This is a genomic window from Arthrobacter sp. SAFR-179, assembly GCF_059414945.1.
Genome location: NZ_JBPFDM010000001.1, coordinates 324,195 through 340,442, shown reverse-complemented (window position 1 = coordinate 340,442; position 16,248 = coordinate 324,195). Strand labels below are relative to the sequence as shown.

17 protein-coding genes are annotated in these 16,248 nt (G+C 64.8%); 14 read left to right on the top strand and 3 right to left on the bottom strand.

Going from position 1 to position 16,248, the window contains the following annotated elements; translation table 11 throughout:
• Nucleotides 1-40 precede the first annotated feature (40 nt).
• The 14 genes from ACR65K_RS01730 (at nucleotide 41) to asd (ending at nucleotide 12,834) form a co-directional block, all read left to right on the top strand.
• Nucleotides 41-739, top strand: coding sequence for a winged helix-turn-helix transcriptional regulator (locus ACR65K_RS01730; protein WP_018769102.1), 699 nt, complete (start codon nucleotides 41-43; stop codon nucleotides 737-739).
• Nucleotides 740-773: 34 nt separating this feature from the next.
• Nucleotides 774-1,742, top strand: a complete 969-nt coding sequence (mshD, locus tag ACR65K_RS01725) for a mycothiol synthase (RefSeq protein ID WP_440151130.1) — start codon at nucleotides 774-776, stop codon at nucleotides 1,740-1,742.
• A 130-nt stretch (nucleotides 1,743-1,872) separates the two neighbouring features.
• Nucleotides 1,873-4,122, top strand: a complete 2,250-nt coding sequence (locus ACR65K_RS01720) for an RNA degradosome polyphosphate kinase (RefSeq protein ID WP_440151128.1) — start codon at nucleotides 1,873-1,875, stop codon at nucleotides 4,120-4,122.
• A 9-nt stretch (nucleotides 4,123-4,131) separates the two neighbouring features.
• Nucleotides 4,132-5,100: an NUDIX hydrolase gene (locus ACR65K_RS01715; RefSeq protein WP_056334158.1), complete on the top strand. Its 969-nt coding sequence runs from the start codon at nucleotides 4,132-4,134 to the stop codon at nucleotides 5,098-5,100.
• A gap of 207 nt (nucleotides 5,101-5,307) precedes the next feature.
• Entirely contained in the window at nucleotides 5,308-6,093 is a 786-nt protein-coding gene (locus tag ACR65K_RS01710) for a hypothetical protein (RefSeq protein ID WP_440151125.1), read from the top strand.
• 67 nt (nucleotides 6,094-6,160) lie between these two features.
• Nucleotides 6,161-6,964 carry a thymidylate synthase gene (locus ACR65K_RS01705; protein WP_440151123.1) on the top strand — a complete coding sequence of 268 codons (804 nt, stop codon included), beginning with the start codon at nucleotides 6,161-6,163 and terminating at the stop codon, nucleotides 6,962-6,964.
• Entirely contained in the window at nucleotides 6,961-7,545 is a 585-nt protein-coding gene (locus ACR65K_RS01700) for a dihydrofolate reductase (RefSeq protein ID WP_440151121.1), read from the top strand. The genes ACR65K_RS01705 and ACR65K_RS01700 overlap by 4 nt, the downstream gene beginning before the upstream one ends.
• 4 nt (nucleotides 7,546-7,549) lie before the next feature.
• On the top strand, nucleotides 7,550-7,768 hold the full coding sequence (locus ACR65K_RS01695) for an NF038396 family protein (RefSeq protein ID WP_440151119.1): 219 nt from the start codon (nucleotides 7,550-7,552) through the stop codon (nucleotides 7,766-7,768).
• A 113-nt stretch (nucleotides 7,769-7,881) separates the two neighbouring features.
• Entirely contained in the window at nucleotides 7,882-8,856 is a 975-nt protein-coding gene (locus ACR65K_RS01690; protein WP_440151117.1) for a hypothetical protein, read from the top strand.
• Nucleotides 8,857-8,886: 30 nt separating this feature from the next.
• On the top strand, nucleotides 8,887-9,528 hold the full coding sequence (locus ACR65K_RS01685) for a hypothetical protein (RefSeq protein WP_440151115.1): 642 nt from the start codon (nucleotides 8,887-8,889) through the stop codon (nucleotides 9,526-9,528).
• Nucleotides 9,521-10,006 carry a hypothetical protein gene (locus ACR65K_RS01680; protein ID WP_056334135.1) on the top strand — a complete coding sequence of 162 codons (486 nt, stop codon included), beginning with the start codon at nucleotides 9,521-9,523 and terminating at the stop codon, nucleotides 10,004-10,006. The genes ACR65K_RS01685 and ACR65K_RS01680 overlap by 8 nt, the downstream gene beginning before the upstream one ends.
• 136 nt (nucleotides 10,007-10,142) lie before the next feature.
• Nucleotides 10,143-10,550: a hypothetical protein gene (locus ACR65K_RS01675; RefSeq protein ID WP_440151113.1), complete on the top strand. Its 408-nt coding sequence runs from the start codon at nucleotides 10,143-10,145 to the stop codon at nucleotides 10,548-10,550.
• 511 nt (nucleotides 10,551-11,061) lie between these two features.
• Complete coding sequence (locus ACR65K_RS01670) at nucleotides 11,062-11,577, top strand: hypothetical protein (RefSeq protein WP_056334130.1); 516 nt, start codon at nucleotides 11,062-11,064, stop codon at nucleotides 11,575-11,577.
• Nucleotides 11,578-11,703: 126 nt separating this feature from the next.
• Nucleotides 11,704-12,834 carry an aspartate-semialdehyde dehydrogenase gene (gene asd / locus ACR65K_RS01665; protein ID WP_440151111.1) on the top strand — a complete coding sequence of 377 codons (1,131 nt, stop codon included), beginning with the start codon at nucleotides 11,704-11,706 and terminating at the stop codon, nucleotides 12,832-12,834.
• A gap of 59 nt (nucleotides 12,835-12,893) precedes the next feature.
• Here asd and ACR65K_RS01660 read toward each other — a convergent pair whose 3' ends face one another.
• From ACR65K_RS01660 to ACR65K_RS01650, 3 genes are all read right to left on the bottom strand, one after another.
• Nucleotides 12,894-13,868 carry a type IV toxin-antitoxin system AbiEi family antitoxin domain-containing protein gene (locus tag ACR65K_RS01660; RefSeq protein ID WP_440151109.1) on the bottom strand — a complete coding sequence of 325 codons (975 nt, stop codon included), beginning with the start codon at nucleotides 13,866-13,868 and terminating at the stop codon, nucleotides 12,894-12,896.
• 155 nt (nucleotides 13,869-14,023) lie between these two features.
• Complete coding sequence (locus ACR65K_RS01655) at nucleotides 14,024-15,127, bottom strand: winged helix DNA-binding domain-containing protein (RefSeq protein ID WP_440151107.1); 1,104 nt, start codon at nucleotides 15,125-15,127, stop codon at nucleotides 14,024-14,026.
• Nucleotides 15,128-15,165: 38 nt separating this feature from the next.
• Nucleotides 15,166-16,233, bottom strand: coding sequence for a UDP-N-acetylmuramate dehydrogenase (locus ACR65K_RS01650; protein ID WP_440151105.1), 1,068 nt, complete (start codon nucleotides 16,231-16,233; stop codon nucleotides 15,166-15,168).
• Nucleotides 16,234-16,248 lie beyond the last annotated feature (15 nt).

Sequence of the window (16,248 nt, the reverse complement as noted above, 5' to 3'; positions counted from 1 at the left end):
TCAGTCGCCCAATGATGCGCGGACGGCCCTTGGAGGAACAATGTCGCACATCCTGTTACTGACCAACAGCACCGGTTCTTCGGTGGACATCCTGCCTGCCCTCGAATTGCTGAACCACCGGGTCCATATCCTCCCTGCCGAGCCCACGGCCCTCCTTGAGACGGACCCCTGCGACATCGTCCTGCTGGATGCCCGCAAGGACCTGGTGGGTGCCCGTTCGCTCACCCAGCTCCTGAAGGCCACCGGACTCAGCGCTCCCCTGGTCCTGATCCTGACCGAAGGCGGCATGGCCGCCGTCTCCTCGGCGTGGGCTGTGGACGACATCGTCCTCGACTCCGCCGGACCCGCCGAAGTGGAGGCGCGTATCCGCCTCTCCGTTGCCCGGGCCGTGCCCGAGCAGGAAGATGCCCCGAGCGAGATCCGTGCGGCCGGCGTCATCATCGACGAGGCAAGCTACACGGCGCGGGTCAACGGTGCCCCGCTGAACCTCACCTTCAAGGAGTTCGAACTCCTGAAATACCTGGCCCAGCATCCCGGCCGCGTTTTCACCCGCCAGCAACTGCTCACCGAGGTCTGGGGCTACGACTACTACGGCGGTACCCGCACCGTGGACGTCCACGTCCGGCGCCTCCGCGCCAAACTCGGCGCGGACCACGAGAACCTGATCAGCACGGTCAGGAACGTTGGCTACCGCCTCACCCTGGTCCGGCAGCAGGAAGACGAACTCACCGAGGCCTGAGCCCCGGCCCGCCATTGACGTATAGCCTTGGCTCATGACTCCAGCGCATCCGCAGAAGTGGCCCGTCCATGTCGTCCGGGGCGGAGTTGACCAGCAACTCCTCAAGGACTGCCGCGACCTCCTGGCGGCAGCTGAGGAATCGGATGGAAACCCTTCCATTTCCGAGCAGAGCATGGTGACCATGCGGGCCGGGGACTCCGCCGGGCACGCGCTGCTGACGCTGGCCCTCTATGCACCCGACGAGGACTCAGATCCGGCCACCGGACAGGACCTGGCGGGGTTCGCCGTCGTGGTTGAGGAACCGGACGGCCACGGCATCCTGGAAATCGCCGTCCACCCCTCCTACCGGAACCAGGGAGTCGCGGACCGGCTGGTCGGCGCCCTCAAGGAAGTCCGGGGCTTTGACGGGCTGAACGCCTGGTCCCACGGCAACCACGAGGCCGCCGCCGACCTGGCGGCGCGCTACGGCTACGCGCCGGTGCGCGAGTTGTGGAAGATGCGGATGACGACGGCGGGCGCGGAGCTTCCCGACGCCGGCCTCCCGGACGGGGTGGCCATCCGCCCCTTCGTGCCGGGCAAGGACGAGGACGCCTGGCTGGCCGCCAACAGGGCAGCCTTCGCCCACCATCCCGAGCAGGGGAACCTGACCCGGGCCGACCTCGAGGCGCGCATGGCGGAGGACTGGTTTGATCCCGCGGGATTCTTCCTGGCGGAGGACCGGGACGGCCGCCTGCTGGGTTACCACTGGACCAAGGTCCACCCGCGGCACGGCACGCACCCTGCGATCGGCGAGGTGTATGTGGTGGGCGTGACGCCGGAAGCCCAGGGCATGGGCCTGGGCAAGGCCCTGACCATCGCCGGCATCAAGCACCTCCGGGACTGCGGGCTGAAGGGCGTCATGCTCTATGTGGATGCAGACAATACCGCCGCTGTCGCCCTGTACCGGCGGCTCGGTTTCACGCGCTGGGACATGGACGTCATGTATGGGCCGGCGGCAGGGTAGGCAGGGCAGCCACACCGATCCCCTGCGGGTGTAAAACAAGGGCCGTGGGGCAGGTGAATGCTTGTAAGGTTGAAAGGGAACCGCGCGGGGCGGAAGCGCCGGCACCAAAGCGCAAGCTAAAGGAGAAGCCATGAACCCGGAACCCTCCGGAACAGCTACGTCCCAGGAAGTTGCGGTGCCCGTCCGGGCGCGCTTCGGCTCCTCCGAAGTCCCGGCGTCCAGGGCCACCCAGGACCGCATCGACATTCCGGAATTCGCCCCGAACCTGCAGCCGGAAGGCGACATCCGGCCGGACCGGTTCCTGGACCGTGAGCTGAGCTGGCTCGCCTTCAATTCCCGCGTGCTGGAGCTGGCCGAGGACCCCACCCTGCACCTGCTGGAACGCGTCAGCTTCCTCTCCATCTTCGCCTCCAACCTGGACGAGTTCTTCATGGTCCGCGTGGCCGGCCTCAAGCGCCGGATCGCCACGGGCCTCGCCGTCCCCTCACCCGCCGGCCTCAGCCCTGTCGAGGTACTGGAACGGATCAGCGAGGAAGCCCACCGGCTCCAGGAACGGCACGCCCAGGTCTACGCCGACCAGATCCGCCCCGCCCTGGCCTACGAGCACATCCACCTGATGCACTGGGACGAACTGGACGACGCCGCCAAGCAGCAGCTGAGCGTGATGTTCGCGGAAAAAGTCTTCCCCATCCTCACCCCCTTGGCCGTTGACCCCGCCCACCCCTTCCCCTACATCTCCGGCCTGTCGCTGAACCTTGCCGTGGTGGTCCGGAACCCGATCAGCGACAAGGAACTCTTCGCCCGCGTCAAGGTCCCGGACCAGCTGCCGCGCCTCATCTCCATTGACGGTCCGCGCGCCGGCGCAATCCCCGGCCGGGTGGCCCGGTTCATCGCGCTCGAGGAAGTCATCGCCGTCCACCTGGACAAGCTGTTCCCGGGCATGGAGGTCCTGGAGCACCACACCTTCCGCGTCACACGCAACGAGGACGTGGAAGTGGAGGAGGACGACGCTGAGAACCTCCTGCAGGCACTGGAGAAGGAACTGCTGCGCCGGCGCTTCGGCCCGCCTGTGAGGCTTGAGGTCACCAACGACATCAACCCCAACATCCGCGCGCTGCTGATCCGCGAGCTGGGGGTGGAGGAGTCAGAGGTGTACTCGGTGCCTGCGCCGCTGGACCTCAGGGGCCTGTCAGTCATCGCCGCCATCGACCGGGCGGACCTGCACTACCCCAAGCATGTCCCGCACACCTCGCGGTACCTGAATGAGTCGGAAACCTCCAAGGCGGCGAACGTGTTTGCCGCCATGCGCCGCCGCGACATCCTGCTGCACCACCCGTACGATTCGTTCTCCACATCCGTTCAGGCGTTCCTGGAACAGGCTGCGGCGGACCCCAAGGTGCAGGCCATCAAGCAGACCCTGTACCGCACCTCGGGCGACTCCCCCATCGTCGATGCCCTGATCGACGCCGCCGAGGCCGGCAAGCAGGTCCTGGCCCTCGTGGAGATCAAGGCACGGTTCGACGAGCAGGCCAATATCTCCTGGGCCCGCAAACTGGAGCAGGCCGGCGTGCATGTGGTCTACGGCATCGTCGGGCTGAAGACGCACTGCAAGCTTTCCCTGGTGGTCCGGCAGGAAGTGGACGGGCTCCGCCGCTACTGCCACATCGGCACCGGCAACTACCACCCCCGGACCGCCCGGTACTACGAGGACCTGGGCCTGCTGACTGCGAACGAACAGGTGGGCGAGGACCTGTCCAAGCTGTTCAACCAGCTTTCCGGCTACGCCCCCAAGTCCACCTTCAAGCGGCTCCTGGTGGCGCCCCGTTCCGTCCGGTCCGGGCTGATCGACCGGATCGAGACCGAGATCCGCAACGCCCGGGCGGGTGTGCCCGGGCAGGTGCAGATCAAGGTGAACTCCATGGTGGATGAGGCCATCATTGACTCGCTCTACCGCGCCTCGCAGGCAGGGGTCAAGGTGGATGTGGTGGTGCGTGGAATCTGTTCGCTGCGCCCCGGCGTTCCCGGTTTGAGCGAAAACATCACGGTCCGCTCCATCCTGGGCCGGTTCCTGGAGCACTCGCGGGTGTTCGCCTTCGCCAACGGCGGGGACCCCGTGGTGTACATCGGCTCGGCCGACATGATGCACCGCAACCTGGACCGCAGGGTAGAGGCACTGGTCCAGCTGACCAGCGCGGACGACATCACCTACGTCCTTGACCTCCTGAAGCGGTACATGGCACCGGAAACGTCCAGCTGGCACCTTGACAACGAGGGCCGCTGGACCCGGCACCACCTGTCCGAGGACGGGAAGCCGCTGGAAGACGTCCAATCCTGGCTGTTGGCGTCCCGGCCGCGTCAACGCAGCCTGAGCCGGCGATAGGCAGCCGCGTTGTCGAGCGATGCACTCGTAGCTGACCAGACTGACCACCCGGGGGAACCCGTCGCCGTAACCGCTGCGGGCGCCATCCCCTGGCGGGTCAACAAGGACGGCCTTGAGGTGGCGTTGATCCACCGGCCGCGCTACGACGACTGGTCCTGGCCTAAAGGGAAAATTGACGACGGCGAGACCGTCCCGGAATGCGCCGTGCGTGAGGTGTGGGAGGAGATCGGCCTCCGGGCGCCGCTTGGGATCCCCCTGCCGCCCATCCACTACCACGTTTCGTCCGGCCTCAAGGTGGTCTACTACTGGGCGGTCAAGGTCAACGGCAACACCCTGGTTCCGGACGGCAAGGAAGTGGACAGCGTCATGTGGTGCGCCCCCGAAAAGGCGGCCCGCCTGCTGTCCAACCCCTCCGACGTCGTCCCTCTTGAATACCTGCGTGACGCGCACGAACGGGGCACGCTGGACACCTGGCCGCTGCTGGTGCTCCGCCACGCCAAAGCCAAGCCACGCTCGTCCTGGAGCAAGGCGGAGGGCGAGCGTCCGCTCGCTGCCACCGGCACCCGGCAGGCTCAGGCCGTGGGCCGGCTCCTGCAGGCATGGAAGCCCATGCGGGTGGTCACCAGCCCGTGGCTGCGGTGCGTCGCCACCGTGGCCCCCTACGCACGGGCCACGGGAGCAAAGGTGAAGCTGGCGGAAGGCCTGACGGAGCACAAGCACCAGCGCAGTCCGAAGAAGACGGCCGCCGTCATCGAATCGCTTTTCGACAAGCAGCGGCCCGTGGTTGTCTGCACGCACCGGCCCGCGCTGCCCACCGTCCTCAAGCAGCTGGCGGAGCACATGCCCTCTCACCTGACGCGGCTGCTGCCAGCCAAGGAACCCTACCTGTCCCCCGGCGAAGTGGTGGTGTGCCACGTGGCCAGCGGCGGGAGGAAACGGGTTGTGGCGGTGGAGCAGTTCAAGCCCTTCGACGACTAGGCGCGGTCCTCCCAGCTTGACCTAGGGCTCTTCCGGGCATTGACTTAGGGGCACGACGCACCGTTCTGGGGGGATAACGTGCAGGCTGCCGCAATCGCTGTTGTCAACGATGTACCACCGATGGTTCTCCTGTGGCCGTTCCTGTTTGCGGGCGGTGTTTATTTCCTGCTCCGGTCCCTTATGCGGGGAGGCAGTGGGAGTGACCGCGTGGCACAGGCGTCCCGGCATGCCTTCTGGATCGGCCTGGTTGGCTGGCTGGCAAGTTCGCTGTTGCCGGCAGCCAATGCCGGGATCCTCCCGGTGTCCCCCGGTGGCACTGCGCCTGTGGACATCCCGGCCACCCTTGTGTGGCCGGTTCTTGGCTGGCTGGCCGTTCATACTTTGGGGCAATTCAGCTACCCCAGGGGCGTCGTAACCCCTCAACAATCCGAAAACCCGCGGCGGGTCCGGGATTTTCTTCCACACAGGCTCGGTTGGACCGTCCTGGCCATCTTCGGAGGGTCCGCCGCGCAGATTCTGTGGACATCCACCGTGCCGGGCTTCGCCCCTCTTCCCTATGAGTCAAAGCCGGACGGCAACGGCGGCTATTCGACCGCGGGCGGGGAAGGCCGAATTCCCGGCGCGGAGCTGGCAGGTTATCTCGGCGGTGCCCTGGTGGTGCTGGCGGCTGGAACCCTGGTTGTCCTGGTCCTGATTACCCGCCGCCGGGCGTTGACCGGACTCACTCCACTGCAGGATGGCCTCCTCCGGGCCATCACCATGAACCGGCTGCTCCGGACTGTTGCCACCGTTGCCTCCGGCCTGGCGGCAATTGCCGGCAACCACGCGGCTCGACCGGATCCCGCCCTCGGACACACAAGTTGGATGAATCCGGCAGGCCTGCTGAACCTGGCGGTCCTGCTGTTGATGCTGTGCTGGCCCCCTCCCAGGCTGGAAGGCCCAAGTGGGAAACGTTTTGACGCACCCACCGCGGCCCAGCCCGCCACGTCGTGACCCCCGTAGGGACGTCCGGCCGCGGGGCACCCGGCGTTTCCCAACGGCCAGCCAGTAGACTTGGGGCGTGAGCATCCCAACGCCTTATGAAGACCTCCTGCGCGATGTCCTGGCCTCCGGCACCCATAAATCGGACCGCACGGGAACCGGAACCACCAGCGTTTTCGGCCGCCAGATGCGGTTTGACCTGGCCAAGAGCTTCCCGCTGATCACCACCAAGCGGGTCCACTTCAAGTCCGTGGCAGTTGAACTCCTGTGGTTCCTGCGCGGCGAAACCAACATCAAGTGGATGCAGGACCAGGGCGTCACCATCTGGAATGAATGGGCTGACGAGGACGGCGATCTTGGCCCCGTCTATGGCGTCCAGTGGCGCAGCTGGCCCACCCCTGACGGAGGCCACATCGACCAGATCGCCGAACTCATCGAGAACCTGAAGTCCAACCCGGACTCCCGGCGGCACATGGTCTCCGCCTGGAACGTGGCCGAGCTCAACGACATGGCGCTGCCGCCGTGCCACGCGTTCTTCCAGTTCTACGTGGCCAACGGCAAGCTCTCCTGCCAGCTGTACCAGCGGTCCGCCGACATGTTCCTGGGCGTGCCGTTCAACATCGCCTCCTACGCGCTGCTCACCTGCATGGTGGCCCAGCAGGTGGGGCTTGAGCCCGGCGAGTTCGTGTGGACCGGCGGCGACGTCCACATCTACGAGAACCACATGGACCAGGTCCTCAAGCAGCTGGAACGCGAGCCGTATGACTACCCCCAGCTGAAGATCACCCGAAAGCCGGCATCGATCTTCGACTACACGCTGGAGGACTTTGAAGTGGTGGGCTACCAGCACCACCCCACCATCAAGGCGCCGATCGCCGTATGAGCACCGAGAACTTCACCGATCCGCAGTCCTTCACGGAGGAACTGGCTGCCTCCATCACCGGTGTCGGACTGGTCTGGGCGCAGACCTCCGACGGCGTCATCGGCAAGGACGGGGACATGCCCTGGCACCTGCCCGAGGACCTCAAGCACTTCACCCGGCTGACCACCGGGCACCCGGTCATCATGGGCCGCAAGACCTGGCTGTCCTTCCCGGACAAGTACCGTCCCCTGCCCGGCCGGACGAACATCGTCATCACCCGGCAGGAAAGCTGGGCCAGCACGCCTGAGGCGGAGGGCGCCGTCGTGGTTCCTTCCCTGGATGACGCGCTCCTTGAGTCGCAGTTTGTCGACGGCGGCGAGACGGTGTGGATCCTGGGCGGCGGTGACGTGTTCCGCCAGTCCACGGACCTCGCCAACGTAGCGGTGGTCACCACCATCGACGTGAAGGCCGACGGTGACACGTTCGCCCCGGATCTTGGCCCCAGTTGGGAGGCCTCCGCCTCCGTCCCGCCGGACGGTTGGCTGACCGCCGCCAACGGCACGCGCTACCGATTCACCAAATGGTCACGGACCGAGGGCTAGGAACATGCTGAAGAAACCCGAAACCCTGTTCGTGCTGGGCTACATGCTGCTGCCGCTGCTGGCGCTGCTGTCCGCGATCGTGGGGCTGACCATGATCCTGGGCGGCAACAAGATCGCGGGTGCCATCGTGCTGGTGGTGGTCACCCAGGTCTTCGCCTTTGGCGCGTTCTTTGCCCTGCGGGCGCGGAAGGCAGCCGTGCTGGAGGAGTCGGACCGGAGCTAGCGCGTATTGCCGTGCATGGGCAGGACAACCCATCGCGGCAGTGGTGATCCTGCCTTAGGCTGGGGCCCGCAGCACTCTGAACTGCTGCGGGATAAATATTGGGGGGAATCCTGGTGGCAGGAACTTTGTGGGGTGCCGACGTCGAACAACTGCGCACCCTGGCGCAGCAGTTCAGCAAGATCGCGGACCTGCTGCAACAGCAGTCGACGCAGCTGAGCAGCCAGATCAACAACAATCCGGCGTGGAAGGGCGCGGACGCCCAGCGCTTCCGCTCTGACTGGAACAGCAACCACCGCACCCTTCTTCAGCAGACGGTCACCCGGCTCCAGCAGGAGTCGAAGGTCCTGCTGAAGAACGCCGACGAGCAGGAGAAGGCCAGCACCGACGCGCTTGGATTCGACGGAGAGCGTGTAGCCCACGGCGGCCCCGCGGGCGGCCCGGCCACGTCATTCGTTCCTTGGGGCCCCGAGTGGATCGCTGAAGGAGATTCCCCATTCCGGAAGGGTTGGGATGCCTACAACGGTGTACTGGGCATAAAGGGTGCTCCCCTCGGGCTCCGGGATATCCAACAGTTCGCCAGCACGCACGACGAGATTCTCTCAAGTGACTGGCGTGCAATCTGGAGCAAAGAACTCTGGAAAAACTCGGCTGCCGCAGATGAACTCCGCGGCGCCTTTTCAGGCACCCTGAACCTCGTCAGCGGAAGATTTGGCGACCTCGTAGAAGTAGCCCGGGGAGTTGGCGCAGAATCCCTGGGGAGGTCTCAGTTGCGGGCGTTGAACGCCCCCGGAAACCTTCTTGGTGGGATAGGCGTGGCCCTGGACGGGCTCGACAGCGTCAACGCAATCCGTGAAGGCGAGACCGGGGACGCCGTCAGATCCGGACTGAAGACTCTCATCGGTGCTGGCTCCTTCGTTCCGGGGCCAATCGGCGTGAGCTGTATGGTGATCGGTGGCGCCTGGGCTGCCGTTGAATTGGTTCCGGGCGCGAAAGACGCAATTGATCAAGGCTTCGACGCCTTTGGAGACTTTGCCGAAGACGTTACCTCTGACATCGGCGACGGCGTCAAAGACTTTTTCGGTTTCTAGCAGAAACCAAGAGATGAAGGAAGACTTACTGTGACCGTACCGGAAGACAATTCCATAGGTTTCGGCATTGCTGAGATGGCATACATCCTCCAGCTCCAGAACACTGCAGCTGCTACCGAGAGCGCTAATTGGCTGCGCCTCAAGGATGAGAGCACCGATCTGGAAATGATCAGAGCCGGACTGTCATCTCTCGTGGCACGCGGCATGGCCTCCGCCACAGCTGGGTCTGAGCTGTCATTCACGCCCCAGGTGGATGTTGTTGCTTATACCTTGGCCAAGGCCGCACGGTGGACGCAGATCGATCTCCTGCAATCCGCAGTCTTGGGCGACACTGTGTTACAGATCGAATCGGACCGCACAAAGCTGTTGTTCCAGCCACGAACAATGCAGGCCTGGTTTGTTCTGCCCCAAGATCCTGCCACCTCCGCTGAGGCCGCACAGTCGTACCTGGTTCGGGATCATCTGGCAACGCATCCAGAAGGTGGTGTGCGTCTGAGGACCAGCGGCCCTGAAGGGCAGTATGGGCTCCTCGTGCGTCAGGAAACGGAAGGGTGGGTTTGCGCGGCTGTTCACGGTGACAACGTCGGTCCCGCCACCGCGCCTCTCAGCGAAGCTGGCCTCCGCCATTCCTTACTTTCATTTCGAACCGGATCGCCCCTGACCGATGACTGAGAATGTTCAGAAGAGCGTCAAGCGCCTGCGCACCTACTACTACGGGTACGGCAAAGACGACATCATCAACGCCTACACTCCCGAGGAGTGGGGTTTGGGCGGTTCGTCGGCCTACAGTTCCAACAATCCGGCCCACAGCCTGGTGGTACTGACCCTGATTGAGGTGCTCTTAACAGTCCCTGCCATACTTGCCCCAATCTGGATGATCATTGGGGTTATCTACCTGAATATCGGAGTCTTTCTGCTGTGCCTTGTCTGCACGGTCCTCTTCACGGGCGGCTGGTTCTACACGCTGGGCTCAATCCGCGACGAACTTCGGGCACGAAAGCTACGGCGGACGCGTGGACTTCCCAAGCCTTTGTACCAAGTCACGGATGATCAGGCGCGGGCGTGGTTTGAAGAACGGCCAGGGACGCTGGAGATCACCCGGGAAAATTTCCCTAACAGCCGTCGTCCCTTTCCAAGTGAACTGCCATGAGCTGCCATGCATTTCCTTCCTCAGTAATCATTCAACTGGTCAATTAGCAACGCCCCTGATTCCCTTATTCGTACAACCGATCTCTTGTCGGTTACGCCCCCGCGCTAGGTGCCGACAGGCCAGAAGGGAGATTCCGATGAACCACAACGCACCCGAACCTCGGCGCGCCCGGCGAAAGGGTTACTACGAGCAGCAGGTGGAACTGGAAGCCGCGAAGCAGGGACTCACGGCCGAGGAATACGGGGTCTACAAGGGCGACGTCGGCAGTGCCGTCAAACCCATCAATTCCGCGGGCGGTCTGCTCTTCCTTGCTATTTTGATCTCGGTGTTCTCGGCAGTTGTGGTTGGGGCCGCCATCATTCTCCTCACGGGTGAGGGCGTCACCGACTGGGTGCAATTTATTATCAGCTGCGCCGTTGTACTTTTCCTTGTGCCGACATCATGGGGTTACTACTTCAAGGAACGCAAAGCCACACATTTACGGAAGGCAGCAGGGAAGACACTGGAACCTCCTACGCGCCGTTCGAGCCTGAAGGACTGGTGAATACTTTGGCCCAAGAGCAGCGGGATCGGAGTTGATCGTGATGCAAAACGACTACCGGGAGCGGCGGAACGACGTGGTGTACGCCGAGCATAAGGCCGCGCTTGCCCGGGGTGAGAAGCGCGTTCTGCGCAGGACCAATACAGGGGAACTGCACAGCTATCCCGGGGGACGAGATCGGTTTTTCGCCGGGGCGAGGCCAGGCGCAGATCCGGACATGGTGGGGCATGGGAATTGTGTCCGCCTTTCTGGGTCTCATGTTCCTTGGCTCTACGGTGCTGTTCCTCGCCTCCTTCAGGCAGGGCACGGCCCCGAATGGGGCGCATTGTTTGCAATTGGCCTGGGTGGTTTCGGGGCTTGGTACACCTTTGGCTTGGCAAGGGACGAGTACCGGGCCAAGAAGCTGCGCAAGGAACGCGATACACCGGAACCTGGAGCAGGACATGTCAATCAGTGATTCTCCGGACAGGCTCCGGCCGCCTGCGGCTTCCCGATGAAGCGCGAGTCACCTAGGGTGATCGATCCTGCCGTACAGAAGCTACTTGTGGATCGGCCGTACTTCTACGCAACCGGCATGGAGCGCACGGTCCACGCGTATACGAAAGACGAATGGGGCATCGGCGGCTCCCAGCCATCCGGAAACTACTCGGTGCACACGACAACAGGGCTCGTTGTCGTGACAGCCCTCATGACCATTCCGGCCCTCGGCGCACCCCTGATGCTGATCATTGCACTTGCCAGCCTCAATCTAATCCTTGTCATTTTCGGACTGCTGGGGACGGTCCTCTTCACAGGAGGCTGGCTCTTGGGAATCGGCAACCTACGCCGCGAGTTGCGGGCGACCAAGAAGCGCAAGCTGAAAGGATTGCCGAAACCGCGTTTTGCCCTTACCGATGACCAGGCACGGGCCTGGTTCGAATCAAATCCGCCACACATCGCCATCACCCGCGAAAACTTCCCAGACAGTACGCGTCCGTTCCCGGGCGACGCTCCACCCACTCCACCGCCAACAGAGGAGCCGAGGACTTGATCTATAGCTCCGAGCGCGCCGCCGCTCACCGCTCAGGTGTGTGCCGCCGTCGGACCTTCTCGGTGCCCTGCCCGGGCGTGACGTAACCGACTGCGCCCTTCCGGTCGCGCCGTCTAAAATAGTCCAATGACTACAGCAGCTACCCCTTCCGTCGGCCTGGTCGGATGGCGCGGCATGGTCGGTTCCGTCCTCATGCAGCGCATGCAGGACGAGGGCGACTTCGCCAACATCAACCCGGTGTTCTTCTCCACCTCCAACGCGGGAGGTGCCGCGCCTTCCTTCGCTGAAGGCGCCGGCAAGCTCGAGAACGCGTTCGACGTCGACACGCTGGCCAAGCTGCCCATTATCGTCACCGCCCAGGGCGGCGACTACACCAAGCAGGTCCACGGCGAACTGCGCAGCCGCGGCTGGGACGGCCTCTGGATCGACGCCGCCTCCACCCTGCGCATGAACGACGACTCGATCATCGTGCTGGACCCCATCAACCGCGACGTCATCGACAAGGGCCTGGTGAACGGCACCAAGGACTTCATCGGCGGCAACTGCACCGTCTCGTGCATGCTCATGGGCCTTGGCGGCCTGTTCAAGAACGGCCTGGTGGAGTGGGGCACTTCCATGACCTACCAGGCAGCTTCCGGCGGCGGCGCCCGGCACATGCGCGAGCTGCTCAGCCAGTTCGGGACGCTCAACGCCGAGGTCAGCACCGAACTGGACGATCCCGCGTCGGCCATCCTGGACATCGACCGCAAGGTCCTGGCCCACCAGCGCACGGACATCGACGCCACCCAGTTCGGCGTCCCCCTGGCCGGCTCCCTGATCCCCTGGATCGACGCCGACCTGGGCAACGGACAGTCCAAGGAAGAGTGGAAGGCCGGGGTGGAGACCAACAAGATCCTGGGCACCTCAGAGGAAAACCGCGTGATCATGGACGGCCTCTGCGTCCGCATCGGCGCCATGCGCTCGCACTCGCAGGCACTGACGCTCAAGCTCCGCGAGGACCTGTCCGTCGCCGAGATCGAGAAGCTGCTGGACGAGGACAACCAGTGGGCCAAGGTGGTTCCGAACACCAAGGAAGCCTCCATGGCCGAGCTGACCCCGGTTGCGGCTTCAGGCACCCTGGACATCCCGGTGGGCCGCATCCGCAAGATGGAAATGGGCCCGCAGTACATCAGCGCTTTCACCGTGGGCGACCAGCTCCTCTGGGGCGCCGCCGAGCCGCTGCGCCGCATGCTCAACATCGCCACCGGCAACCTGTAACCCGTACAGCTGCCCCACGAGCGGCCCTTGCCCGCATAACCGCTGCCGCCCAGCGCCGGTTATGCGGGCCGGGGCCGCTTTTGCGTTTCGGGATATCCAAGGAACGCTGCCAGCCGCGCGCGGAGCTCCCCCGGCCGGTCCAGGTGGTTCCATTGCAGCCTGAAGACACGCCATCCTGCCTCCACCAAGGCATTTTCCCGCCAGCGCTCCGCGAGCAGCACTTCCTGTGTGGGTTTATGGTCCATGTATTTGACGGCGCCGTCGAATTCGATCGCCACCCGGGCTTCCGCGTCGGCGAAGTCTGCCCGGAACAGGCCCGCAGTAGTCATGATCTCGACCTGAGGCTTAAATGTGCCCAAACCGAATGAGCGGAGCAGCAGCCTGGTCCGTGTCTCCCCCGCTGATTCCGACCGCCCATCCAGAACATCCAGCAGGTCTAAGGCACGCCTGCCCCCGCGGGTGACCGGGCTCTCTTCCAGCAAACGCCGCATCGAGGCCATTGAAGCGCCTTTGTGGAGTGCATGATCGCCGATGACAGCAGCCTTGTCGAGGGGCAGGATCCGGGCGCAGTCCAGGACGGTTCTTTCGACGGCAGTGGTCATGATCTCCTGTCCATCGGGCGTCCATAACGAAGTGCACTCAATTTCTGGGAGCGGGAGGCGGTGGGTCTGGACGTCCTTGCCCGCGCTGGCACTCGAATTGGAATACTGCGTTGTCACGTGCACCAGGGATCCGGCGTTCCATACATGGAAGCCATGCAGCCTTGCTGCACTCACGTGGCTATACCGGGCCAGCCCCGAGGTGGACTCGAAATGCGCCATGATTCTCAGCTGGTCCCGATCCCACGGTTTGATCCTGTTCCAGTACGCAGCCCGGACGTACGCTCCCCGCCGCAAGCGGAGCAGGGCACCACTCTTGACGGCCGCCGTCAGCAAGCGGTCGTCCAGCCCCGCGGCGGCCAACTGTGATGTTGAGGCCACAGCTCGCTCAGGCCAGCGATCGTCAACGAGGGCACGCACTGCATCGGCTTTCATCGTTCAAGGGTGGCTGGTCTCTTGGACTGGCGACAGCCGCTCTCGTCCCTATGTGGACTGCCAGGAAGACGAGCGGCCCTGGCAAGCATAAGCGTTGCGGGCCCACACCGGTTATGCGGTGCAGGGCCGGTTATGCGGGGAGGTAGGGGAAGGGCTCAGGTTGCCAGGAACGTTATGTACCGGTGAGCGGCCTTGGTGAGGGCTGCCTGGGCTGCCGGGCCCATGGGCTTGGTCCCATCGAAGAGTTCGGGGACGACGGCGGCACCACGGCCCGTGCCCTGGAGCGCCCAGGCGCCCACCACCTTCCCCGCCGCAACGACCGTCTTCTTGAAGACGCCGTTGCCGCCCGGCACAATCAGGTCGAAATGCTCCGGTGCCAGGACGGGCGTCCGGTCCGTGTAGCCGAGGACGAACTCATCGAATCCGGGCAGGAGGTGAAGGGAGCGGCCGCCGGGGACTCCGGAATCCAGGAGCGCGGCCACGTCCGGTGAGAGCCAGTAGCTGGTGCCCTCGATCTCGAGCTCCACCAGCTGGTGCCGGACGTGCTGGAACGCGGCGCGGACCTCGGTCAGCGGCAGCTGCGTCCACCAGGCGAAGTCGCGCAGGGTGGCCGGACCATGGCTCCGGAAGTAGCGCAGCGCAAACTCGGCAATGGCTTCCTGGCGCTCCATCCGGCGGGACTCCGGGATCCACTCGTCGAAAGCCGCGATCAGCTGCTGGTTGCCGGAGAGCGGCCCCGGAACCAGCCAGCCGTGCCTGCATAGCGTACCCAGGAGATGGATGCCGCGCTGGCCCTGCGTGGGCTGGCCGCCGGCCTCGAAGACCTTGAACAGCCCGGGACGGCTGACCGGACCGTCAGCCAGGATCCGGTCCAGGGCCAGGTCGCGCGCCTTCTCAACATCAGTCCAGGTGATTTCCAGTTGCCGGTGCCTGGCCGCGATGCTCCTGGTGAGCCGTTCGGCGGTGAGGTCAAGCATCCAGCGCAGGTCCTCGGGGGCAACGAGGTGCAGTGTTCCCCGCATGGGCCAGGACCGGACCACAGTCCCGGAATCGATGGCGGCACGGACGTCGGAAATCCCCGCACCGGGCACCCGCACCCCCACTGCCCAGAGGGCTGCCGGCAGATCCTGCGCCTGCATTGCTGTCATCCACCGGACCAGCCCCGCTACTGAGGTGGCACCCTCCCCGGCCAGCCTTTGTGAGGCCAACCGGAGCCTGCCGATCATCCTGCGGTCACGCGGGGAACCAGATGCAGCCATGCGCCCATCCTAGGCCTGGTACGGCCCTGGCGGGACGGCTAGAGGTCCAGTCCGATGAGCAGCGGCTCCGGGTGCAGCTGGATGCCGAAGCGGCGTTCGACGCCGGCGCGTACCTCGCGTGCCACGGCCACCATGTCGGCGGCGCTGGCGGAGCCACGGTTGGTGATGGCCAGCGTGTGCTTGGTGGACAGGGATGCGCGGCCGCCGGCCACTCCTTCCGGTTCCAGGCCAAAGCCCTTGCCGAACCCTGCCTGGTCGATCAGCCACGCCGCGGAAAGTTTCACCCGTCCGTCCTGGCCCGCCGGATAGCGCGGCGCCGATTCCGGCAGCGTGTCTGCCACGTCCGCCGAGACGATGGGGTTGGTGAAGAAGGAACCGGTGGAATAGGTATCGCGGTCGGCGCCATCCCACACCATGCCCTTGGAGGCGCGCAGCCGGAGCACTTCCCGGCGGACGTCATTGGCGTAGGCACGCTTGCCCACCTCCACGCCCAGGGAGCGGGCCAGTTCGGCGTATCGGACGGGCGCACTCATCCGCCCCAACGGCAACTGGAACTCCACGGTGAGGACCACATACCGGGGTGAGCCGTTGACCGTGGTGCGCTTGAGGATGGAGTCGCGGTAGCCGAACTTCAGCTCCGAGTTGGTGAACGTTTGGACGGCGTTGCGTTCGCGGTCCCAGGTGCGGACGGCCGCGATGGTCTGGGACACTTCGGCGCCGTACGCACCCACGTTCTGGACCGGGGTGGCACCGGTGGAACCGGGGATGCCGGACAAGGCCTCGATTCCGGACCAGGCGTGCCGGACGGCGTGCTCCACGAGCTTGTCCCAGTTGTGGCCGGCCTGCACCACCACTGCCACTCCCCCACACGAGTCCTCCGCGTTGACCGTGAACCCCTCCGAGGCGATCTTCACGACGGTCCCGGGGAATCCGTCGTCGGACACCAGGAGGTTGGACCCGCCGCTGATGATCAGCACCTGCTCGCCGGCAGCATCCGCGGTCCGCACGGCATCGATGATCTCTGCCTCGGTCCGGGCCTCGATGAATTTGCCGGCAGGACCGCCGACGGCGGAGGTGGTCAGGGAGGAAAGCAGTGTGGGAGTCACCCGTCAACAATACTA

What these genes read in the sequence shown, in the direction of transcription:
- ACR65K_RS01730 (WP_018769102.1), top strand. Translation starts at nt 41, where the DNA reads ATGTCGCACATCCTGTTACTGACCAACAGCACCGGTTCTTCGGTGGAC.
- mshD (WP_440151130.1), top strand. Translation starts at nt 774, where the DNA reads ATGACTCCAGCGCATCCGCAGAAGTGGCCCGTCCATGTCGTCCGGGGC.
- ACR65K_RS01720 (WP_440151128.1), top strand. Translation starts at nt 1,873, where the DNA reads ATGAACCCGGAACCCTCCGGAACAGCTACGTCCCAGGAAGTTGCGGTG.
- ACR65K_RS01700 (WP_440151121.1), top strand. Translation starts at nt 6,961, where the DNA reads ATGAGCACCGAGAACTTCACCGATCCGCAGTCCTTCACGGAGGAACTG.
- ACR65K_RS01695 (WP_440151119.1), top strand. Translation starts at nt 7,550, where the DNA reads ATGCTGAAGAAACCCGAAACCCTGTTCGTGCTGGGCTACATGCTGCTG.
- ACR65K_RS01680 (WP_056334135.1), top strand. Translation starts at nt 9,521, where the DNA reads ATGACTGAGAATGTTCAGAAGAGCGTCAAGCGCCTGCGCACCTACTAC.
- ACR65K_RS01675 (WP_440151113.1), top strand. Translation starts at nt 10,143, where the DNA reads ATGAACCACAACGCACCCGAACCTCGGCGCGCCCGGCGAAAGGGTTAC.
- asd (WP_440151111.1), top strand. Translation starts at nt 11,704, where the DNA reads ATGACTACAGCAGCTACCCCTTCCGTCGGCCTGGTCGGATGGCGCGGC.
- ACR65K_RS01660 (WP_440151109.1), bottom strand. Translation starts at nt 13,868, where the DNA reads ATGAAAGCCGATGCAGTGCGTGCCCTCGTTGACGATCGCTGGCCTGAG.
- ACR65K_RS01655 (WP_440151107.1), bottom strand. Translation starts at nt 15,127, where the DNA reads ATGGCTGCATCTGGTTCCCCGCGTGACCGCAGGATGATCGGCAGGCTC.